At 73.7% G+C, this 21903-nt stretch carries 14 protein-coding genes (1 of these 14 running past the window's edge); 7 read left to right on the forward strand and 7 right to left on the reverse strand.

The window, feature by feature from the left end; genetic code table 11:
* On the reverse strand, window positions 1–341 hold the 5' portion of the coding sequence (locus QBL25_RS20575) for a MarR family winged helix-turn-helix transcriptional regulator (RefSeq protein ID WP_409058500.1). It extends 208 nt beyond the left edge of the window; only the first 341 of its 549 coding nucleotides appear in the window; the start codon lies at window positions 339–341; its stop codon lies beyond the left edge, outside the window.
* Window positions 342–456: 115 nt separating this feature from the next.
* Here QBL25_RS20575 and QBL25_RS20580 point away from each other — a divergent pair, with 115 nt between their 5' ends.
* Complete coding sequence (locus QBL25_RS20580; protein ID WP_409062723.1) at window positions 457–1734, forward strand: MDR family MFS transporter; 1278 nt, start codon at window positions 457–459, stop codon at window positions 1732–1734.
* A gap of 4 nt (window positions 1735–1738) precedes the next feature.
* Here QBL25_RS20580 and QBL25_RS20585 read toward each other — a convergent pair whose 3' ends face one another.
* Window positions 1739–3412 carry a SpoIIE family protein phosphatase gene (locus QBL25_RS20585; RefSeq protein ID WP_409058501.1) on the reverse strand — a complete coding sequence of 558 codons (1674 nt, stop codon included), beginning with the start codon at window positions 3410–3412 and terminating at the stop codon, window positions 1739–1741.
* A gap of 142 nt (window positions 3413–3554) precedes the next feature.
* The gene (locus tag QBL25_RS20590; RefSeq protein WP_409058502.1) at window positions 3555–4913 is read right to left on the reverse strand and encodes an NAD(P)/FAD-dependent oxidoreductase; all 1359 of its coding nucleotides are present in this window, start codon (window positions 4911–4913) and stop codon (window positions 3555–3557) included.
* Between the two features lie 375 nt (window positions 4914–5288).
* On the opposite strand from QBL25_RS20590, the gene QBL25_RS20595 reads away from it, so the two are divergent.
* Together QBL25_RS20595 and QBL25_RS20600 are read left to right on the forward strand one after the other, a co-directional pair.
* The gene (locus QBL25_RS20595) at window positions 5289–6059 is read left to right on the forward strand and encodes a TetR/AcrR family transcriptional regulator (RefSeq protein WP_409058503.1); all 771 of its coding nucleotides are present in this window, start codon (window positions 5289–5291) and stop codon (window positions 6057–6059) included.
* 216 nt (window positions 6060–6275) lie between these two features.
* Window positions 6276–8219, forward strand: a complete 1944-nt coding sequence (locus QBL25_RS20600; protein WP_409058504.1) for a sigma-70 family RNA polymerase sigma factor — start codon at window positions 6276–6278, stop codon at window positions 8217–8219.
* Window positions 8220–8237: 18 nt separating this feature from the next.
* On the opposite strand, the gene QBL25_RS20605 is transcribed toward QBL25_RS20600, so the two are convergent.
* Window positions 8238–11489, reverse strand: a complete 3252-nt coding sequence (locus QBL25_RS20605) for an AfsR/SARP family transcriptional regulator (RefSeq protein ID WP_409058505.1) — start codon at window positions 11487–11489, stop codon at window positions 8238–8240.
* 154 nt (window positions 11490–11643) lie between these two features.
* Window positions 11644–13743 (reverse strand): asparagine synthase-related protein, encoded by a 2100-nt coding sequence (locus QBL25_RS20610; protein WP_409058506.1) that lies wholly within the window; start codon window positions 13741–13743, stop codon window positions 11644–11646.
* A gap of 696 nt (window positions 13744–14439) precedes the next feature.
* Between QBL25_RS20610 and QBL25_RS20615 the strand changes: the two genes are divergently transcribed.
* The 4 genes from QBL25_RS20615 (at window position 14440) to QBL25_RS20630 (ending at window position 19649) form a co-directional block, all read left to right on the forward strand.
* The gene (locus QBL25_RS20615) at window positions 14440–15897 is read left to right on the forward strand and encodes an MFS transporter (RefSeq protein WP_409058507.1); all 1458 of its coding nucleotides are present in this window, start codon (window positions 14440–14442) and stop codon (window positions 15895–15897) included.
* A gap of 146 nt (window positions 15898–16043) precedes the next feature.
* Entirely contained in the window at window positions 16044–17246 is a 1203-nt protein-coding gene (gene lhgO / locus QBL25_RS20620) for an L-2-hydroxyglutarate oxidase (protein WP_409058508.1), read from the forward strand.
* Between the two features lie 104 nt (window positions 17247–17350).
* Window positions 17351–18142, forward strand: coding sequence for a tRNA (guanosine(46)-N7)-methyltransferase TrmB (trmB, locus tag QBL25_RS20625; RefSeq protein ID WP_409058509.1), 792 nt, complete (start codon window positions 17351–17353; stop codon window positions 18140–18142).
* Window positions 18143–18236: 94 nt separating this feature from the next.
* Window positions 18237–19649, forward strand: a complete 1413-nt coding sequence (locus QBL25_RS20630) for a PrsW family glutamic-type intramembrane protease (protein ID WP_409062724.1) — start codon at window positions 18237–18239, stop codon at window positions 19647–19649.
* A 16-nt stretch (window positions 19650–19665) separates the two neighbouring features.
* Here the strand turns inward: QBL25_RS20630 and QBL25_RS20635 are convergent, their stop codons facing one another.
* Both QBL25_RS20635 and QBL25_RS20640 read right to left on the reverse strand, forming a co-directional pair.
* Window positions 19666–20610, reverse strand: a complete 945-nt coding sequence (locus tag QBL25_RS20635; protein ID WP_409058510.1) for an aldo/keto reductase — start codon at window positions 20608–20610, stop codon at window positions 19666–19668.
* Window positions 20611–20814: 204 nt separating this feature from the next.
* On the reverse strand, window positions 20815–21900 hold the full coding sequence (locus tag QBL25_RS20640; protein WP_409058511.1) for a M23 family metallopeptidase: 1086 nt from the start codon (window positions 21898–21900) through the stop codon (window positions 20815–20817).
* Window positions 21901–21903 lie beyond the last annotated feature (3 nt).

Raw genomic sequence — 21903 nt, forward strand, 5'->3', positions numbered from 1 at the left:
TTGTTCTCGTCGCGGTCGCGGGTCACCAGGCCCTCCGCCACCATGCGGTCGATGCGGTGGGTCATGGCCGCCGGCGTGAGGCCGAGGCCTTTGGCGAGCTCGCCGGGGCCCATTTGGTACGGGGCGCCGGAGAGGACCAGTGCCTTGAGGACCTCCCACTCGGCGTTGCTGATGCCGAGGGTCGCGGTCTGCCGCCCGTAGGCGACGCTCATGCGCCGGTTGAGGCGGCCGAGGGCCGAGACGATCTGCTCGACCTGGGGGTCGAGGTCCTGGAACTCCCGCTGGTAGGCGGCGATCTGCTCTTCGAGAGTCGGCTCACTGGGGCCGGGAGTGTCACCCATGGCCGCAGTATGGCACGACCTCACTTGGCATTGAAGTTCTTCTGTGTGTATTGTTTAGACTCTAACTTTAGCTTCGAAGTCTTCACTCCTAAGGCAGGTGGAAGTGACCAGGGCGATGGGCGCAGCGATGCGTCGTATTCAGGTCGGCAGCGCGCTCAGCGCGTTCGGCGTCGGGTTCACGGTTCCGTTCCTCTACGTCTACGTGGCGCAGGTGCGGGATCTGGGGGCCAGTACGGCGGGCATCGTGCTCGCCGCGTTTGCCATGGCCGCGCTGATCGTCCTGCCCGTCACCGGGCGCGTCATCGACCGTCGCGGCCCGCTCCCCGTCCTGATGGGAGCGGCGCTGACCGCGTCGGCGGGTGCCCTCGCCCTGGGCTTCGCGAACAGTGAGGCGACGGCGATCGTGTCGGCGGCCCTGCTGGGTGCCGGTACGGCGGTGATGCAACCGGCGCTCGCCACGATGATCGTCTGGTGCTCGACGCCCACCACGCGCACGCGCGCCTTCGCCATGCAGTTCTTCCTCCAGAACCTGGGCCTCGGCATCGGTGGGCTCATCGGCGGCCAGATCGTCGACGAGCACGACCCGGGCAGCTTCATCACGCTGTTCTCCGTCGAGGCCGTGATGTTCCTGGTGCTCGCCGCGATCGTCGTCACCGTGCGGCTGCCGCACGCGCCGTCCATCCAGGACGCCGTGCCGAAGGACGGTTCCGCGCCGCAGAGCGGTCTGCGGGCGCTGCTCCGGCACAAGGCGATGGTGCAGCTGTGCGTGCTCGGCTTCGTGCTGTTCTTCGCCTGCTACGGCCAGTTCGAGTCGGGCCTGTCCGCGTACGGCGTGGAGGCGGCCGGGATCTCGCCGTCGACGCTGGGCATCGCGCTCGCCGCCAACACGGCGGTGATCGTCGTCGCGCAGTTCGCCGTCCTGAAGTTCGTCGAGCGCCGCAAGCGCTCGCGGGTGATCGCCGCCGTCGGTCTGATCTGGGCCGTCGCGTGGCTCGCGGCCGGGTACGCGGGGCTCGGGCACGGCAGCCAGGCCATGGCGACCGCCGCGTTCATCTCGACGTACGCGCTCTTCGGGCTCGGTGAGGCGATGCTGTCGCCGACCGTCGCGCCGCTGGTCGCCGATCTGGCGCCGGCCGGGATGGTCGGTCAGTACAACTCGGCGTTCGCCCTGGTGAAGCAGCTGGCGCTCGCGGTCGGCCCCGCGGTCGGCGGTCCGATGGGGGCCGCGCTGCACGGGCCGTACATCGTGACGTTCCTGCTGTTCTCGCTCGGCATCACGGTGCTCGCCGTGCGGCTCGGCAAGCAGCTCACCCCGCTCCAGAACCAGCCGTACGTGGCGAAGAGCCGGGTGGTCGCGCAGAGCGCCCCCGAGCCCGTGCCGGCGAACTCCTAAGGCACTACCCGCGCGGCAGGGCGAACTCGCACCAGACCGCCTTGCCGCCGCCCGGTGTGCGCCGTGAGCCCCAGTTCGAGGCGATCGTGGCGATGATCGCGATGCCGCGTCCCGCCTCGTCCCCGGGCTCGGCGCGCCGGCGGCGCGGCAGGTGGTCGTCACCGTCCGTGACCTCGATGATCAGCCGCCGGTCCGTGCGGCGCAGCCGCAGGCGCATCGGCGGAGTGCCGTGCTGGAGGGAGTTCGCGACCAGTTCGCTGGCCGCGAGGACGCCCAGGTCGTGCAGTTCGGGCGGGAAGCGCCAGCTGGCCAGGACGCCGGTCGCGAAGGCACGCGCGCGTGGCGCCGCCTCCACTCCCCCGAGCAGCTCCAGGGCGGCGTTCCGGAACAGCTCGGCGTCCAGGCCGGTGCGGGCCGGGTGCTGGAGGACCAGGACCGCCACGTCGTCGTCGTGGTCGGCGGTCACCCCCAGGGCGCGGATCAGCCTGTCGCACACCACCTGGGGGGTGCCGGTGGCGCCCGCGAGGGCGCGCTCCAGGGAGGCCACGCCTTCGTCGATGTCCTCGCTGCGCCGCTCGACCAGGCCGTCCGTGTAGAGGACGGCGGTCGAGCCGGGGCCCAGCGGGACCGAGCCCGAGGTGTGCAGCCAGCCGCCGGTGCCGAGCGGTGGGCCCGTGGGCTCCTCCGCGCGGTGGATCGTGCCGCCCTCGTCGCGGACGAGGATCGGCAGGTGTCCCGCGGAGGCGTAGACGAGGCTGCCTTCGTTCGGGTCGTGCACGGCGTAGACCATGGTGGCGATCTGGCTGGCGTCGATCTCCGCGGCGAGTCCGTCCAGGAGCTGGAGGACCTCGTGCGGGGGCAGGTCGAGGCGGGCGTACGCGCGCACGGCCGTGCGGAGCTGGCCCATGACGGCCGCCGCGCGGACGCCGCGGCCCATGACGTCGCCGATGACGAGGGCGGTCCGGCCGCCGCCGAGGGTGATCACGTCGTACCAGTCGCCGCCGACCGCGGTCTCCGTGCCGCCCGGTTGGTACGTGGCGGCGATGCGCAGGTCGTCCGGCTGCTCCAACTCCTGGGGCAGCAGTGAGCGTTGCAGGGTGACGGCGGTCTCGCGCTGGGTGCGCTCGCTGGCCCGCAGCCGCTCGGCGGCCTCGGCGTGGTCGGTGACGTCGGCGGCGAAGACCAGGATCCCGTCGTCCTTGAGCTCCGCGTCCAGGCCGCTCACGGGGAGCGTCACGGGGGTGCAGGTGAAGGTGTACGACCGGCCGCTCGCCGCCTTGCGGGACTTGACCGTGCGCGGCTTGGAGCTGCGCAGGACCTGGTCCAGGAGGGGCAGCAGGCCCAGCTCCGCCAGCTCCGGGAGCGCGTCGCGGGCGGGTTCGCCCACGGGGCGCTCGCCGAACGCGGTGGCGTACGCGTCGTTGACGTAGGCGATGCGATGCTCGGGGCCGTGCACCAGGGCGACGAGGGCCGGGATGCGGTCGAGCACCTCACGGGTCGGCAGTTCGTCGACGCCGGCGGCGGCCGGAGTGAGGGTGGTGCCCTCCTGGCCGCCCTCGGCGCGCGCCGCAGGGACGGAGCTTTCGGCTCGCTGTGGCGGGGAGACCGCCAGGTCGGTGCGCGCCGCGGCGCGGCGCTGCGTTCCGGGGAGCCGGGCGCTCCAGCGCGTGAAGTTCACTGCGGTAGGCCTCGTGATGTCGCTTCTGGATCGGGCGGGGATTTCCGGCGGTCCTGGCCCGCCCATGGTCACACGAACAGTCTGGCCGACCGGACTGACATCCGTCAGACGCCGGTGTCGTGCGGGGAGTTCCTGCCTCCGGTCAGGAGGACTCCTTCGGGCTTCTGCCCCCGGCCGCGAGTTCGAACTCCGCACGCGGGTGCTCGAGCGACCCCAGGGAGACGATCTCGCGTTTGAACAGGCCGGACAGGGTCCATTCGGCGAGCACCCTGGACTTGCGGTTGACGGTGGGCACGCGGCTCAGGTGGTAGACGCGGTGCATGAACCAGGCAGGGTAGCCCTTCAACTTCCGTCCGTAGACATGGGCGACGCCTTTGTGCAGCCCCAGGGACGCGACCGAGCCCACGTACTTGTGCGTGTACTCCTTGAGGGGCTGTTCGCGCAGGGAGGCGGCGATGTTGTCGCCGAGCGTCCTGGCCTGGCGTACGGCGTGCTGGGCGTTGGGGGCGCACTCCTTGCCGGGTCCCTCGGCCGTGACGTCGGGGACGGCCGCCGCGTCTCCGGCGCCCCACGCGTGCGTGGTGCCCTTCACCGTCAGCCGTGCGGTGCAGTCGAGGCGGCCGCGTTCGTTGAGCGGCAGGTCGGTCGCGGCGAGCACCGGGTGGGGTTTGACGCCCGCGGTCCACACGACCGTGCGGGTGGGGAAGCGCGAGCCGTCGCTCAGGACGGCGACCCGGTCCTCGCAGGAGTCGAGGCGGGTCTCCAGGCGTACGTCGATGTTGCGGCGCCGCAGCTCACGGACGGTGTACTTGCCCATCTCCTCGCCCACCTCGGGCAGGATCCGCCCGGAGGCCTCGACGAGGATCCACTTCATGTCCTCGGCCTTGACGTTGTGGTAGTACCGCGAGGCGTAGCGGGCCATGTCCTCCAGCTCGCCGAGCGCCTCGACGCCCGCGTACCCGCCGCCGACGAAGACGAAGGTCAGGGCCGCGTCGCGGACCGCGGGGTCGCGGGTCGACGAGGCGATGTCCATCTGTTCGATGACGTGGTTGCGCAGGCCGATGGCCTCTTCGACGGTCTTGAAGCCGACGCCGTACTCGGCGAGGCCCGGGACGGGCAGGGTGCGCGAGATGGATCCCGGGGCCAGGACGATCTCGTCGTACGTGATCTCGACGGGGCCCGAGCCCTCGTCCGCGGTGGCGAGGGTGGTGAAGGAGGCCGTGCGCTTGGCGTGGTCGACCGCCTCGACCTCGCCGATGACGATCCGGCATCTGTCCAGGACACGGCGGAGCGGGACCACGACGTGGCGCGGCGAGATGGAGCCGGCCGCCGCTTCGGGCAGGAACGGCTGATAGGTCATATAGGGATCGGGCGTCACCACCACGATCTCCGCTTCGCCCCGCTTCAGCTCCGGCTTCAGCTTCCGCTGGAGGCGCAGTGCGGTGTACATGCCGACGTATCCGCCGCCCACAACGAGAATGCGCACAGGTTCCTTCACCATCCCATGACGCACCCAGCTCTTGAGTTTGTCCACAGCCTCAGCAATTTGTGTGACCGGGAGCGGTGCGCGACGCGCCGACGGGGCTGCGGCGAGGTGCATGGAGAGTGTGCAGGTCAGCGGGGTGGGGAGGGGGGAAGTGCGGGGGTGCAATCAGGTCGGAATCGGTGCGTACTCCGATCGGGGGGGCGCTCCGTGCGGAACCCGCCTCTTCTGAATTGACTCTGGCTCAACTATGTTCGTGTGTCGTCGGGGTGTCGGGGGATGCGCTCGTCGGGTCCGGATACGGGATCCGGGATTCGGGCTTGCTCCTCACGCTCCGGTTGTCGATGGCGGGGAGTGTCTCCGGGGGGAGACGTCATTACCGGGGGAACGCGTATGCATATTCAGGAAACTCATTGGACTTCCGGCACGGCGTCGGCGTCAGCCGTCGCCACCAGCGGGAACGGACGCGGCATGGGGGACGGACCGCGTTCGACGCCGCTGCGGGTGGACGCACAGCGCAATCTCGAGCACGTGCTTCGCGCGGCGCGCGAGGTCTTCGGCGAGCTGGGTTACGGCGCGCCGATGGAGGACGTGGCCCGGCGTGCCCGGGTCGGCGTCGGCACGGTCTACCGTCGCTTCCCCAGCAAGGACGTGCTGGTGCGGCGTATAGCCGAGGAGGAGACCTCCCGGCTCACCGACCAGGCGCGTTCGGCGCTCGGTCAGGAGGACGAGCCGTGGTCGGCGCTCTCGCGCTTCCTGCGGACGTCCGTCGCGTCCGGCGCCGGGCGGCTCCTGCCGCCGCAGGTGCTGCGCGTGGGCGTCGCGGACGAAGTGGCGGGGGCCCGGGAGGACGAGGCACGGGTGCCGCAGCAGCGGCAGGCGGCTCCGGCAGGACCCGACCTGCGGCTCGTCGAGCAGCGCTCGGCCCCGGCCGAGGAGTCGGCCGTCGACCCGGGGGCGATCGCGCTCCTCGACGTCGTCGGGCGGCTCGTGGAGCGGGCACGGGCGGCGGGCGAGCTGCGCGCGGACGTGACCGTGTCGGACGTGCTCCTGGTGATAGCGACGGCGGCGCCCTCGCTGCCGGACGCGGCCCAGCAGGCGGCGGCGTCCTCGCGGTTGCTCGACATCCTGCTCGAAGGGCTGCGCTCGCGCCCTTCGGTCTGAGCACCACGGGATCCGCACACATCCCTCACGGGGGTGGCTCAACGTCCGGCGTGAGCACGGAGGTTGAGCCTTCCCCGAATGGGTGAACGGTAGAGCTCGGATACGGGAAGTCACCCCGGAAGGGTGGTTGACCGTCATCGCCGGCCGTCGTGGCCGGACCCTGTGGCACTCTTTCCCGGATGGCCGGGTCTGAGTGTGCAAGCGGGGGCTTCCGCGATGAGTGGTGACGGGCGGGACGACGCGTCCTCCGCCTTGGGTGATGAGGCCGCAGAACCGTCTCATCCGCAGGTGCCGAACCAAGGCCGGTCCGTGGCCGGTGGTGGCCCCGGCGGCCCGGATCCGAGTGTTCCGCCGCAGCGCGAAGGCGTCAGGGCCGACGCCGCGGTGCCTTTCCTGCCGGCCGAGACCGGAGCGGCCGGGGAGGTCCCGCCGCCGGACAGCGATCTGATCACCCGGATGCGGGCGGGCGACGACACCGCCTACGAGGAGCTGTACCGCAGGCACGCCGAAGCCGTCCGCCGGTATGCCCGCACGTGCTGCCGTGACGCCCACACCGCCGACGACCTCACGGCCGAGGTCTTCGCCCGGATGCTCCAGGCGGTCCGCGGCGGCAGCGGGCCCGAGCACGCGGTGCGCGCCTACCTCCTCACCACGGTGCGCCGCGTCGCCGCCGGATGGACGAAGTCGGCGAAGCGGGAGCAACTGGTCGAGGACTTCGCGGTGTTCGCCGCGCAGGCCGCGCGCGGCTCCGAGGTCTCCGACGGCGACACCCTGGACCTGGGCGCGGACGTGCGCGCCATGCACGAGGCCGAGCAGTCCATGGCCATGCAGGCGTTCCGGAGCCTTCCGGAGCGGTGGCAGGCCGTGCTGTGGCACACGGAGATCGAGGACGAGTCGCCCAGTGACGTCGCCACCCTCTTCGGGCTCGACGCCAACGGCACCCGCGTGCTCGCCAAGCGGGCCCGCGAAGGCCTGAAGGAGGCCTACCTCCAGGCCCACGTGAGCACCACCCTCGCCGAGAACGAGGAGTGCGCGCGGTACGCCGACCGGCTCGGCGCCTACGCCCGCGGCAGCCTGCGCACCCGGGCCGAGCGCGGCCTGCGCAAGCACTTGGAGGAGTGCGCCAAGTGCCGCCTGGCCGCGGGCCAGATCAAGGAAGTCGCCAACGGCATCCCCGGTGTCGTGCCGATCGCGGTCATCGGCTGGTTCGGCGCAGCCGGGTACGCGAAGGTGGCCGCCCTCGTCGGCGGTGGCGCCGCGAGTGCCGCGGGCGCCGGTGCGGCGGGCGCGGCGGCGGCGAGCGGCGGTTCGTCCGGTGGCGCGGCGGGCGGGGGCGCCGCCGCCGAAGGCCTGGGCGCGCCCGCGAAGGCCGGTATCGCCGCGGGTGTGGTCGTGGCGGCCGCGGCCGCCGTGGCGCTGGCTCTCACCGCGGGCGGGGGCGAGCCCAAGGACCTGCCGAGCGCCGGCAAGCCGCCGGCCGCGGAACCGGCCGCGCCGAACGACCCGCCCCCGGACCCGAAGCCGAAGCCGAGGCCGGACCCCGCGCAGCCGGTCGCGGAGTCGAAGCCGAAGCCTCCGCCTTCGAAGGCCGCCCCCGAGCCGAAGCCGGCCCCGACGCCGGAGCCCACGCCGAAGCCGAAGCCGCCGGCCCCGAAGCCGAAGCCGACGCCCACTCCCACACCGTCGAAGCCGAAGCCCAAGCCGCCGCCTCCGCCGCCACCCGCCCCGGCGGTCTACCAGTGGAGCGAGCTGCGGTACGGCGTCGTGGGTGACGGCACCAAGCCCGAGATGCGCCTGGGCGAGAGCAGCTGGGTCTGGCAGCGGTCCGGCATGTCCATCGCGGACAGGCAATACGGCCACGGCGTGACCGTCCACGGCCAGTCCTCCGTCACGATCGACCTGAACCGCGCCTGCTCCTCGTACGAGGCGGTCGTCGGGGTCGACGACATGACGATGGGCCTCGGAAAGGTGCGGTTCTCCGTCTTCGGGGACGGCGCGCGGCTGTGGCGGTCACCGATGATCAAGGGCGGGGACCCGGCGGTGCCGGTGCAGGTGAACCTGACCGGGCGCAAGACGATCCGCCTGGTCGTCGAGCCCCACTCGTCGTTCTACACGGCCGCGCTCGCGGACTGGGCGCAGTCGCGCTTCCGCTGTACGTAGGTCCCGGCCCGGCCCGGGTCAGCTCAGGGCCGCGAAGGCGTCGGCCGCGGTGAACGCGGCGCCCGCGGCGCTCTCCGCCGCGTACCGCTCGCGGCCGAGTGCGGCCAGCGCCGCGGTCTCGGCCTGTTCGGCCGCGGTCCGCTCCGGCATCGGGCGCGCGGTGCCGTTCCGCAACCGGGTGCTGAAAGCCAGCAGGCGGACCGCGCGCGCATGGTCCCCGAGCCGTCCCACGAAGGCGGCCCCGGTGTCCACGAGCGCCGCCACGACCAGCTCCGCGCACCGGCTCTCCACGGCGGCGCGCAGCCCCTCGGCGAGCAGCGGCAGCGCCTGCTCCGGGCCGGACTCGGCGGCCACGACCGTCGCTTCCAGGCGCTTGAGGTCCGCGGTGAACTGCGGCGGCGGTGTCCCGCGCTCGGCGTCGGCGCGGGACGCCTCGAAGCGGGCGCGGGCCTCGGCCACGTCCCCCGCGTCCAGCGCCAGCTGGGCCTGCATCAGCCGCAGGAACGCCCGTGCGTCCGCGACGCCGTACCGGTCGGCCTCGATCGCCGCTTCGTCGAGGGCCTTCTCCGCGAGGGCGCGGTCGCCCTCGCGGTACGCCACCTCGGCGAGGCGGACGATGAGGAACGGCGTCTCCGCGTAGGCGCCCACCTCGTACGCGAGGCGCAGTGCTTCGTCGTACTCGGCGCGCGCCTGCTCGTACCGCCCGCGGGCCATCGCGGCCTCGCCCGCCGCGCTGGACACCTGGGCGCGCATCCAGCGGTCGCCGGCGCGTCTGCTCAGGACCCGCAGCTCGGCGAGGTCCTCGTCCACGCCCGCGAGGTTCCCCGGGGCGTCGACGGCCTGGTGCGCGCGGAACATCAGGCTGACGCCGACCTCCCAGTCGCCGCCGTGGGCACGGCAGTTGGCGACCACGTCGTCCATGACGGGCCGCTCCGCGTCCTTCCCGTCGAGGAAGTAGCCGGTGAACGGCCAGATCAGCCCGGGGAAGCGGGCCGCGGCCGGGCCAGGGCGCGCGAAGGCGTCCCGCACCCGCCGCGCCTCCTCGCGTTTGCCGTCGCCCTCCAAGAGGTCCGCCGGCCTGTCCTCGGCCACCAGGAAGAAGGCGAGCAGCCGCAGGCTCATCCAGGACCAGTGGAGGGGATCGTCCCCGCCGTCGGGGGCGCCGTCGGGCCCGTCGGGCGGCATCGGCGGTGCGAGGCGCAGGAGGCGGGTGGTCCACTCCGTGGCCTCCCTGCGGTAGTTCCGCAGCCACCAGAACCAGCCCGTGGCCAGCGTGATGGCCAGGGCGTCCCCGGCCTCCCGGGAGTCGATCGTGCGCCGCAGGGCCGCGCGGATGTTGTCCAGCTCGGTCTCCAGGCGCTGGATCCAGGGGAGTTGGTCCGCCGAGCGCAGCAGGGGCTCGGCCCGTTCGACCAGGGCGCGGACGTACGCGGTGTGGCGGCGGCCCGCGGCGGCTCGCAGGTCCGGGGTCTCGGCGGCGCGCTCGGACGCGTACTCGTGGATCGTCTCCAGCATGCGGTAGCGCATGTCGCCCCTGGCCGTGGGCTCGGCGACGAGCAGGGACTTGTCCACCAGGGAGCCGATGAGGTCGGCGGCGGGTCCGGTGCAGACCGCCTCGGCCGCCGCGAGGTCCCAGCCGCCCGCGAAGACCGAGACCTCGCGCAGGACCGTCCGCTCGGGCTCCTCCAGGAGGTCCCAGGACCAGTCGACGACGGCCCGCAGGGTCTGCTGGCGGGGCAGGACCGTCCGGCTTCCGCTGGTCAGGAGGCGGAAGCGGTCGTCGAGGCGGTCGGCGATCTGCCGGGGGGCGAGCAGGCGCAGGCGGGCCGCGGCGAGCTCGATGGCCAGGGGCAGGCCGTCGAGGCGGCGGCAGATCTCGGCGACGGCCCCGGCGTCCTCCTCCGGGTCGAAGTCCGGGCGCACGGCCAGGGCGCGCTCGGCGAAGAGGCGGTGTGCCGGGTCGGGCGGCAACGGCTCGACGGGGCGGACGAACTCGCCGGGCACGCCCAGGGGTTCGCGGCTGGTGGCGACGACGGTGAGGTCCGGGCAGTGCGTGAGGAGGGCCTGGGCGAGGTCGGCCGCGGCGCCGATGACGTGTTCGCAGTTGTCAAGGAGCAGGAGCAGGCCGCGCGGGGCGCAGTACTCGACGAGCAGGGCGACCGGGTCGCTCTGCGGTGTGGTCAGCTCGCTGGTCTTCAGGACGGTCTCGCGCAGGCCGAGGGCGCTGACGACGGCGCCCGGGACGGCCTCGGGGCGGTCGAGCGGGGCGAGCTCGGCCAGCCATGCCTGCGGATGCCCGGCGGCGGCTTCCTCGGCGAGGCGGGTCTTGCCGGAGCCGCCCGGTCCGGTGAGGGTGACCAGGCGTGCTCGTCGTAGGTCCGAACGGATGGCGGCGAGTTCGGGTTCCCGCCCGACGAAAGAGGTCAGACGGGGCCGGAGGTTCCCCTTCCGCTCCGGCCGCTCCGGATGCTTGGGCCGCTCCGGACGCTCCGGCCGCTCCGGACGCTTGGACCGCTTGGGCCCGCCCGCCATATGCCTCGTCGCCCCGGCCGCCGGTTCCAGCAACTCCACGTGCAAGGAGCGCAGTTCCGGTCCGGGGTCCGTGCCGAGCCCGTCGGCGAGCGTGCGGCGCGCGTCCTCGTACGCGGTGAGGGCGTCGGCGCCGCGGCCCGCGTCACGCAGGGCGCGGATCAGGAGCGCGCGCAGCGCCTCGTCGTACGGCTGGGCGGCGGTGAGTTCGCGCAGTTCCGGTACGACGTCGGAGGCGTGGCCCAGGAGCAGCTCCGCCTCGACGCGGGCGCGGATCGCCTCGGCGCGCAGGGCTTCGGGGCGCGTGGCGGCGCTGCGGTCGGGCAGGTCGGCGAGCGCGGGCCCGCGCCACAGGGCGAGCGCCTCGCCCAGAACGCGGACGGCCGACGGCGGGTCGCCCCGGCCGAGGGCCGACCTGCCGTCGCGCACGAGGCGTTCGAAGCGGTGCAGGTCGATGTCGTCGGGGGCGGCGGTGAGGCGGTAGCCGCCGGGGTCCGATGCGACGGCGGTCTTGCCCAGGGCCCGGCGCAGGCGGCCGACGAGGGCCTGGAGGGCGGCGGGCGCGTCGGTCGGGGGCTCGTCCTCGGCCCACACCTCGGCGATGAGGGTGTCCACGGGGACGGTGCGGCCGGTGCGCAGCGCGAGGGCGGCCAGGAGCGCGCGGAGCCTGCGTCCCCCCACGGGCAGGGGCGCCCCTTGTTCGTCGTACGCCTCGGTGGCGCCCAGGATTCCGTACCGCACCGGGCCATTCTCGCCGGTGGAGCGGGCCGGGGCGCGAGGGATTTCCTTCCCCGGGCGAGCCGCTCGCCCTCAGCGGCACGACCGCTCGCTCTCGGCGGCACGACCGCTCGCCCTCCACGGCACCGCCGCTCGCCCTCGGCGGCACGGAGGGGGGCTATCGCCCGGCGCCCAGAGCGCCTCGCTGCGGCACGACGCTCCCCGTGGGCACGGCCCTCTGCCGCGCGGGGGTGCCCGTCCAGCACGTGCCGCGGCGGGACAGCAGGCGGCGCAGCCACAGTTCCACGGAGACCAGGTCCGCCAGGCCGTCCAGCGGCAGGGGTTCGCCCTCGGCCGCCGCGCGCAGCGCCTTGCGGACCACGCGGGCCTCCACCAGACCCGCCTGCGCGAGCAGCGGCGTGTCGAAGAGGGACAGGAGGTCGTCCACCGCCATCCGCAGGCCCGTCCGCGCGGCCGCCGCGGACGACGCGTGGGACGGAGCGCCCCAGCCGGCGGGCAGTTCGGCCACTCCGGCGCCTTCGAGGACCGTCCGCAGGATGGACGCGCGGGACCCCGGCTGGACGCGCAGGGCTACGGGGAGTGCGCGGCAGGCCCGGACCACCTGGTTGTCCAGGAAGGGCGCGTGCAGACGCTGGAACCGCACCTCGGCAGCCTGTTCGAGGACCCGCAGGTCCGCCGCGTGCCGGGCGAGCGCCGCGCGGGCCCGGAATTCCCCGGGGCGCTGGCCGGGCCCCGCGCCGGGGCGCAGGGTCGTGTCCTGGAGGCGAACCGATACTTCGGCCAGGGCCTCGCCCGTCAGCCACCGCGCGGCGGGCCCCGGTCTGGCCCACGAGAGGGCGGCGAGGGACGCACCCACCGCCCCGCCCGGTTCGTCGAAGCGGCGCTGGAGGAGGCGGTCGGCGAGCGCGTCGACACCCGCGCGGTAGGGCATCCTGGCGAGCTTGCGCGCGGCGCCGTACACGCGCGCGGGGACCATGACGGAGCCCGGCGACCCGTCCGCCTTGGCCAAGGCCGCGACGGGCCGGACCAGATGGCGCCGCCTGCGGTCCATCAGGAGGTCGGCGAGGCGGGCCGGATGCGCGTCGAGGACCTGCCGCGCGCCGTACCCCGTGAAGTGGTCCGCGCTGCCCGACGCGAGCCGCGCGCGGTGGCGCTGGGCCGTCACGAGGGCGGCGCTCGGTTCGTCCGTCAGCGGGCCGTCCAGGTCCGCGTACGGCAGTGCCTCCTCACCGGCGGCGACCACCACGTGGTGCAGGCGGGGATTGGCCGCGATGGCGCCCGCCCGCTCCAGCTCGGCCTCCCGGCCGTGGCTCGCTAGGTCGTTGAAGGTGACGGCGAGGAGCCGCTCCCCCGCGCCCGTGCCATGGCCGAGGACCGTGCCGGGCATCCCCGGCAGGCCCGCCGCGAGCAGCGCGAGCGTGCCGGACGCGGGCCCTCCGGAGAGGTCGGCGCCGATGCCGGGCACCGGCATCCCGCGCGCCGCGCGCCGCTCGGCCGGGCCCATGCCGGGCACCGGACCCGGGTCGACCTCGGCCGCCCCGGGGACGTGCCGCGGGGCGGCCAGGCGGGCGCGTACCGCCTCGACGAGGGCGTCGCGGACGCCGTCCACCGCGTCGTCCGCGTCGGCCGCGGGAGCGGCGACGGCGAGGGACGCCACGTGCTCGTACCCCGCGATCTCCCGTGCGCCCGCGCGCAGGATCAGCGCATGCCCCGGTGGCACACGGCGCACGCCCTGGTAGGGCGTCGAGTCCTGGAGGGCTTCGGGCACGTCGGGCGCCGCGAGCAGGGCCGCGAGGTGGCCGATGTCCAGGTGGGCCTCGATGAGGTCGGCCAGCGGCAGGGCGGCCGTCGCGAAGGCCGTGCCGGCGGCCCAGGGGGTGTAGAAGACGGGGCGCGCGCCCGCGAGGTCGCCGGCGACCATGACCCGCCGCCCGACCTGCACGACCGCGGTGTAGCTCCCGGACCACGCGGTCAGGTGCCGCAGGGCGCCGCCGCGGGCCGCGAAGAGCCCGACCCGCAGCTCCTCGTCGCTCGCCCCGCAGGTGCCGAGCACGGCGATGCGCGTCTGCTCGTCGGCCATGACCGTGCGCACCTCGTCGGCGCGCCAGTCGCCCACCGCCCAGAGCGGATCCGGGTCGCCCCACAGGAGTTGGGAGCCCACGGGATGAACGGTCTCGCCGTTCTCACCGGTGGCCCCGGCCGAGCCCACCACCGACGGCCTCGCGGCAGTGCTGCTCCACCCCACCAACCACCGCATCGTTGCCTCCACAGGCTGTGGACAACCAGTGCACGAAGAACTGGGGTCCCATGCTGCCACGAAGGAGGCGCGCGGGAGTGGCTACGGGGGTGCTCGCGCTCCCCTTAATCTGCCCGGGGGAAGCGGTACTTGAAGGGCACGACCACGCCCTGCCCCGCAGGGGGGGCGCATTGGCCGGACTGCGCTGGGTCGATTTTCGGCCAATTCAGCGAGTGAAGCACGCGTGGCGGAACCGTCGACGGCAACACACAGTCCGGGAGGCGCTGTTCGCCCCCCGGACCGGTCCGCCGCCCGCGGGGATGGAGGCGGCGGTGTCCCCCAGCCCGCTGACTCCAGCGCAGCGGGCCGACCCACGCACCATCAATGGAAGCGTCCTCCTTATGGCCGGTGAAGAGCGCACACGCAGGCGCACGGCCACACACCGGGAGCACACCCCTGCACTCCCCCGCTTCCCTACCGACAACAATCTCGCCATACGGAACTGCGCCTCTTAACGCTTGGGATTCGGCGAACTACGCTGTGTGTGCTGATGTTTTCGCGGAGGCATATACCTGGGGGCTCGGCCAAATGCTCTTGCGGCCGATGTTCCCGGCCACGGCGGTCGTAGTCGCGGACGCCGCTGCCCCTGAGGGAACGCAGCACGAATGCCGCGCGGTCAAGCCATCGCCCGGCAGCCGTCTGTGTCGAGGGGTGGCCATGTCCAGGGAGCAACGCGGGCCGAACGAAAAACTCGGCACCGTTCTCGCCCTCGCGGGAATCAGCAACGCGGGACTCGCGCGCCGGGTGAACGATCTCGGCGCCCAACGCGGGTTGACGCTTCGGTACGACAAGACGTCGGTGGCCCGGTGGGTGTCCAAGGGCATGGTGCCGCAGGGCGCGGCCCCGCACCTCATCGCCGCCGCGATCGGGCAGAAGCTCGGCCGCCCCGTCCCGCTGCACGAGATCGGGCTCGCGGACGCCGACCCGGCGCCGGAGGTGGGCCTGGCCTTCCCGCGTGACGTGGGCGCGGCGGTGAAGTCGGCGACCGAGCTCTACCGCCTCGACCTGGCGGGCAGGCGCGCGGGCAGCGGCGGCATCTGGCAGTCCCTCGCCGGCTCCTTCGCGGTGAGCGCGTACGCCACTCCGGCCTCGCGCTGGCTGATAACGCCGGCCGACAGCTCGGTCGCCCGTGACGTCACGCTGGACGAGCCCCGCGAGCTCGTCCACCACGACGACGGCGCGAGCGGCGGCCAGCCCATGAAGGTCGGCCACAGCGACGTGGTGAAGCTGCGGGAGGCCGCAGAGGACGCCCGCCGCTGGGACTCCAAGTACGGCGGCGGTGACTGGCGTTCGTCGATGGTCCCGGAGTGCCTGCGGGTCGAGGCGGCACCCCTGCTCCTCGGTTCGTACTCGGACGAGGTGGGCCGCTCGCTCTTCGGGGCGTCGGCCGAACTGACGCGCCTGGCCGGCTGGATGGCCTTCGACACCGGCCAGCAGGAGGCCGCCCAGCGGTACTACATCCAGGCCCTGCGCCTGGCCCGCGCGGCGGCCGACGTCCCCTTAGGGGGGTACGTGCTGGCCTCCATGTCCCTCCAGGCGACCTACCGCGGCTTCGGCGACGAGGGCGTCGACCTCGCGCAGGCCGCCCTGGAGCGCAACCGCGGCCTGGCCACCGCACGCACGATGAGCTTCTTCCGCCTCGTCGAGGCACGCGCCCACGCGCGCGCCAACGACGCCCAGGCGGCCGGAGCGGCCCTCCGCGCGGCCGAGGGATGGCTGGAGCGGGCCAGGGAGGGCGACAACGACCCGTCGTGGCTCGGTTTCTACGGGTACGACCGCTTCGCGGCGGACGCCGCCGAGTGCTACCGCGACCTGAAGGCGCCCCGCCAGGTGAGGCGCTTCACCGAGCAGGCGCTGTCCCGGCCCACGGAGGAGTTCGTGCGCTCGCACGGCCTGCGCCTGGTCGTGTCGGCGGTCGCCGAGCTGGAGTCGGGGAACCTCGACGCGGCCTGCGAGCAGGGCACACGCGCCCTGGAGGTCGCCGGACGCATCTCGTCCGCGCGGACCACGGAGTACGTGAAGGACCTGCTGCACCGCCTGGAGCCGTACGGCGACGAGCCGCGGGTCGTGGAGCTGCGGGAGCGGGCCCGCCCGCTGCTCGTGGCCCCCGCGTGACCCACCCCCGGGCACGGCATGGTTCGCTCCCCTTGCACCGTCGAAACGGCAACAGCATTTCCGTCCCTCGTAACCCGGCGGCCCTCGCCGGGTTTGAGGGCGTTGTCAGTGGCGCAGTGCACTATCGGGGTGGGAGGTGATGCGGGATGGTCCGGGCCGTGGCCTACGACTGCGACGTGCTGGTGATCGGCGGCGGGATCGTCGGTCTGTCGACGGCGTATGCCCTGACGCGCGCCGCGCCGGGCACACGCGTCACCGTCCTGGAGAAGGAGCCGGGCCCCGCCCGGCACCAGACGGGCCGCAACAGCGGAGTGATCCACAGCGGGATCTATTACCGCCCCGGCTCCCTGAAGGCGCGGTACGCCGTGCGGGGCGCCGCCGAGATGGTCAAGTTCTGCGCGGAGTACGGCATCGCGCACGAGGTCACCGGCAAGCTGATCGTCGCCACGGAGCGGTCCGAGCTGCCCCGCCTGCACGCCCTCGTCCAGCGCGGCAGGGAGAACGGCATCCCGGTCCGTGAGCTGGGCCCCGCCCAGATCACCGAGTACGAACCCGAGGTGCGGGGCCTGGCCGCGATCCAGGTCGGCACCACGGGGATCTGTGACTACGGCGCGGTGGCCGAGCGCCTCGCGGACGCCTCCGGGGCCGACGTGCGGTACGGCGCCGAGGTCGTCCGCATCGACCGCCGCGCGACGCTCGGGGTGGCCGTCCGCACGGCCGACGGCTCGGTGGTGCGCGGAAAGGTCCTGGTCAACTGCGCGGGACTCCAGTGCGACCAGGTGGCGATGCTGACCGGGGACGACCCCGAGATGCGGATCGTGCCCTTCCGCGGGGAGTACTTCGACCTGGCCCGCCCCGAGCTGGTGCGCGGCCTGGTCTATCCCGTGCCCGACCCGGCCTTCCCCTTCCTGGGGGTGCATCTGACGCGGGGCATCGGCGGCGGCGTCCACGTGGGCCCGAACGCGGTGCCGGCCCTGGCCCGCGAGGGGTACGACTGGGGTGTCGTCCGCCCGCGGGAGCTCGCGGGGACGCTGCGCTGGCCGGGAGCCTGGCGCATGGCAGGCCGCCACTGGAGGTACGGCGCGGGAGAGCTGCGGCGCTCCTTCTCCAAGGAGGCGTTCACCACCGCAGTCCGGCGCCTCCTCCCCGCGGTGACCTCGGACGATCTCGTGCCGGCGGCCGCGGGAGTGCGCGCCCAGGCCGTCCTGCGGGACGGCTCGCTGGCCGACGACTTCCTCATACGGGAGGGCGCGCGGGCCGTCCACGTGCTGAACGCCCCGTCGCCCGCGGCGACGGCGTCCCTGCCGATCGGCCGCGAGGTGGCCCGGCGGGTGCTCGCATCCATGTAGTCCCCGCGCGCCGCAGCGGCCCGCGCGTGGCCGCAGACGACGCCACCCGCCGAGACCACGGCCGGGCAGGCGGGCGGCGCGCAAGGGACTAAAATTCCCCCACTGTGTCTGAGCCGAACCCCACCCCCGAGCACCCCCGCCCCGCGCGCCCCAAGGGCCAGCCGCGCTTCCCCGACGGGCCGTCGCCCGACCCCGCGGGCTCCCACTTCGAGCGGCGGATCCGCAGCTTCCAGCCCCGCAGGAGCCGCGTCACCGCGGGCCAGGCGGACGCGCTCCAGCGGCTGTGGCCCAAGTGGGGCCTGGACATCGACGGGCAGCGGACCCTCGACCTCGCCGAGCTGTTCGGCTCCGAGCGCCCCGTCGTCCTGGAGATCGGCTTCGGCATGGGCGAGGCCACCGCGCAGATGGCCGCCGACGACCCGGACACCTGCGTCCTCGCGGTCGACGTGCACACGCCGGGCCAGGGGAACCTGCTGGGCCTCGCCGAGCGGAACGGCCTGGACAACGTCCGCGTCGCGAACGGCGACGCCGTCATCCTGCTCCGCGAGATGCTCCCGGCCGCCTCGCTCGACGGCCTGCGCGTCTACTTCCCGGACCCCTGGCCCAAGGCCCGTCACCACAAGCGCCGCATCATCCAGCCCGACTTCCTCGACCTCGCCGCACCCCGCCTCAAGCCCGGCGCGGTGCTGCACTGCGCGACCGACTGGGAGCCGTACGCCGAGCAGATGCTGGAGGTGCTCACCGCGCACCCGGCGTTCGAGAACACCCGGGCGGACGGCGGATACGCGCCCCGCCCCGCCTTCCGCCCCCTGACCCGGTTCGAGGGCCAGGGCCTGGACAAGGGACACGTGGTCCATGACCTGCTGTTCCGCCGTACTTCCGGCCAGGCGGGCTGAGACTCCGGCCACGCGGCACGAGGCACCGTCGCGGCCCACCCCCGTCCCTCGTTAGGGTCAACGGGTGGCCACCCGTTCTGCGCACCCGTACCCGATGCCCCCCGACGGGCCCGCCGGGCTGCGACACGCTCGCTGGTGGCAGCGAGGGGCGATCCGCGCGGCCGCCCTGGTGACGCTGCTCGCCCTGTCCGGCCTGGTGATCCTGGCCCTGGTCAGGGAGCAGACCGGCACCGAGGGCTTCCTGGTCGGGCTCGGCCTCGCGACCCTGCCCGTGCCGCTCCTGGTGGCCGCCTTCCGCTGGCTGCAACGCGTCCAGCCGGGCCCCTGGCGCAATCTCCTCTTCGCCTTCGCCTGGGGGGCCTGTGCCGCCGCCCTGATAGCCATCGTCGCGAACAGCTTCGCGACCCGCTGGATAGCCACCGCCACGGCCGACCCCACCAGCGCGGACACCCTCGGCGCGACGGTCATAGCGCCGATCGTCGAGGAGAGCGCGAAAGCCGCGGCCGTCCTGCTCGTCTTCCTCTTCCGCAGACGCGAGTTCACCGGCGTCGTCGACGGCGTGGTGATCGCCGGGGTGACCGCCACCGGCTTCGCGTTCACCGAGAACATCCTCTATCTCGGCAGCGCCTTCGGCGCCGACCAGCTCAACGGCGACACCGGCCTCGCCTCCGTGACCGCGGCGACGTTCTTCGTGCGCGTCGTGATGTCGCCCTTCGCGCACCCGCTCTTCACCGTGCTCACCGGCATCGGCTTCGGCATCGCCGCGCTCAGCGCCGACCGGCGGAACTGGCGGCGCGTCCTGCTGCCGCTCGGCGGCCTGCTCCTCGCGATGGGCCTGCACGCCCTGTGGAACGGCTCGGCCAGCTTCGGGCAGTTCGGCTTCTTCGCCGTGTACGCCACCTTCATGCTGCCCGCCTTCGGCCTGCTCACCTGGCTGGTCGTCTGGGTCAGGCAGCGCGGCCTGCGCACCGTGCGCGCCGAACTGCCCGCGTACGTGGTCGCGGGCTGGCTCACCGCGCCCGAGCCGTACGCGCTCGGCACGATGCGCGCCCGCACCCTCGCCCGCGACTACGCCTCGTACACCCAGGGCAAGGCCGCGGCCCGCACGGTCGCCGAGTACGAGGCGTACGCGACCTCCCTCGCGCTCCTGCGGCACCGCGGGCGCCGGGGCAGGGCGGGCGCCGACTTCGTCGTACGGGAGCGGGAGCTGCTTCAGGCGCTGTGGGAGCGCCGCGAGGCCGCCCGGCCCGCCCTCGCCTACGCGGCGCGGGCGACGGCACCGGTCCCGATGCCGCCGCCGTACGGGTACCGGCAGCCGTACCCGCAGGCATACGGCCAGACCTATGGGCAGGTGCACGCGCAGCCGCACGCGCCGGCCTACGCGCACCCGCACCCGCACCCGTATCCGCAGGCCTACCCCCAGCCCTACCCGCAGCAGGGCCCCTACGGATATCCGTACGTCCAGCCCGCGATGCCCCACCCCGCGCACAACCCCTACCGGGGCTGAACCCCGGCCGTCCGGGTCAGGCGGAAGCCGCCGTCAGCGCCGACACCTCGGCCCCCGTCAGCTCCAGCTCCCCCACCGCGAGCAGCGCGGGCAGCTGCTCGACCGTACGGGCCGACGCGATCGGCGCCGCCACGGTCGGTTGCGCGGCGAGCCACGCCAGGGCCACGGTCGCGAGCTCCGCGTCGTGCGCCTGGGCGACCTCGTCCAGGGCGGCCAGCACCTTCAGGCCCCGCTCGGTCTCCAGGTGCTTGCCCGCGCTCCCGGCCCGCGCGCTGTCGACCTGCGTGCCCGGGCGGTACTTGCCGGTCAGGAAGCCGGAGGCGAGCGCGTAGTACGGGACGGCGGCCAGGCCGGAGCGCGAGGCGACCTCCTGGAGCGGGCCCTCGTACGTGTCGCGCGAGACGAGGTTGTAGTGCGGCTGGAGCGCCGAGTAGCGCGCGAGGCCCTCGCGGTCGGAGAAGTCGAGGAACTCCTGGAGCCGCTCGGGGGTCACGTTCGAGGCGGCGATGGCGCGTACCTTGCCGGACGTCACCAGTTCGTCGAGCGCACCGATGATCTCCTCGACCGGGACGGTCGGGTCGTCGTAGTGCGTGTAGTAGAGGTCGATGTAGTCGGTGCGCAGGCGGCGCAGCGACTCCTCGGCCCCGGCCTTGATGGTGCCGGCGGACAGGCCCTTGTACTCGGGGTGGGCGCCGACCTTGGTGGCGAGCACGACGTCGGAGCGGTTGCCGCGCGCGGCGAACCAGTTGCCGAGGACGGTCTCGGACTCGCCGCCCTTGTTGCCGGGTACCCAGGCCGAGTAGACGTCGGCGGTGTCGATGAAGTTGCCGCCGGCGGCGGTGTAGGCGTCGAGCACGTCGAAGGACTGCGCCTCGTCGGCCGTCCAGCCGAAGACGTTGCCGCCCAGGGCGAGCGGGAAAACCTCGAGGTCGGACGAGCCAAGCGTGCGGAGAGAAGTCATACGGGACTCAACGCCCCCACGGAACTCGGCATTCCGTACTGCGGGATCCCGGTTCCGTCCCGTGGGACGCCCGCCGGGGAGGACGCAGGGAGGACAGGGAGGACGCAGGGAGGGCGCAGAGAGGACGCAGGGTGCGGACATGCCGAACCGGCGGTCCTGGCGTCGGGGGGTTGTCGCCGGGACCGCCGGTGTTCCGGGGCTACTTCAGAGCGACTGGCCCTTGCCGCGCAGCCAGGCCGCGGGGTCGACCCCGGTGGCGTCGCCGCCCGGGTGGACCTCCATGTGGAGGTGCGCGCCGGTCACGTTGCCGGTGGCGCCGACGCGGCCGATGGTCTCGCCGGTGGTGACCTTCTGGCCGACGCTGACGTTCATCGAGGACTGGTGGCAGAACCAGACCTCGGTGCCGTCGTCCAGTTCGAGGACCGTGCGGTAGCCGTACGCCCCCGCCCAGCCGGCTTCCTTGATGGTGCCGGAGTGGACCGCCTTGATGGGCGTGCCCGTGGGCGCCGCGAAGTCCAGGCCGGTGTGGTAGCCGGAGGACCACATGGAACCGGGCTGCCCGAAGGTGCCGGTGAGGGTGTACGAGGCGACGGGGAGGGTGTAGCTCTTCGCGAGCTTGGCCAGGCGCTCCGCCTCGGCCTTCTTCTTCGCGGCCTCTTCGGCCTTCTTCTTCGCCGCGGCCTTGTCGGCGGCGATCTTCTTCTCGGCCGCGGACTGCTTGGCGGCGGCCTGGGCGGCGGCTTCCTTGACGGCGGCTTCTTCGGCCGCCTTCTGGACCGCGTCGTCCGCCTGGTCCTGCTGGTTCTCGGCCTGTTCCATGATGCGGGCCCGCAGTGCCTCGCCGGCGTCCGTGCTGCCCTGCTCGGCGTCCGCGGTGCTCAGCCCGGCGGCGCTCAGGGGCGCGGCGGCGGTCGTCACGCCCGCGTCCTCGGAACCCGCGTCGGACGAGCCGTCGGATATCAGGGCCCCGACGCCAGGCAGCGACTCCGCGTCCGGCAGCGAGTCCGTGACCGCCGACATGTCCGGCATCGCGATGGAGACCGGGGGCTTGCCGCCCTGCGCGGTGGCGATGCCGCCGGCGCCGACGGCGGCTATGACGCCTACGCCGAGAACGGTGGAGCTGCGCGCGAGTCCGCCGCCGCCCCGCTTGTGGACGCGGTGCCTGCCGCGGACGGGACGGATGGACTCCTCGGTGGGATTCCATTCCTCCCAGGGTTCATCGGCGTACCCACCGGATGCGTCGTCGTTCGGTGCGTACACCCCTTGGGGGGCAGGGCGGTTGGACGCCACTGG

It is taken from the genome of Streptomyces sp. SYP-A7185, from assembly GCF_046103685.1.
In the GTDB taxonomy this organism is placed as follows: Bacteria; Actinomycetota; Actinomycetes; order Streptomycetales; family Streptomycetaceae; genus Streptomyces.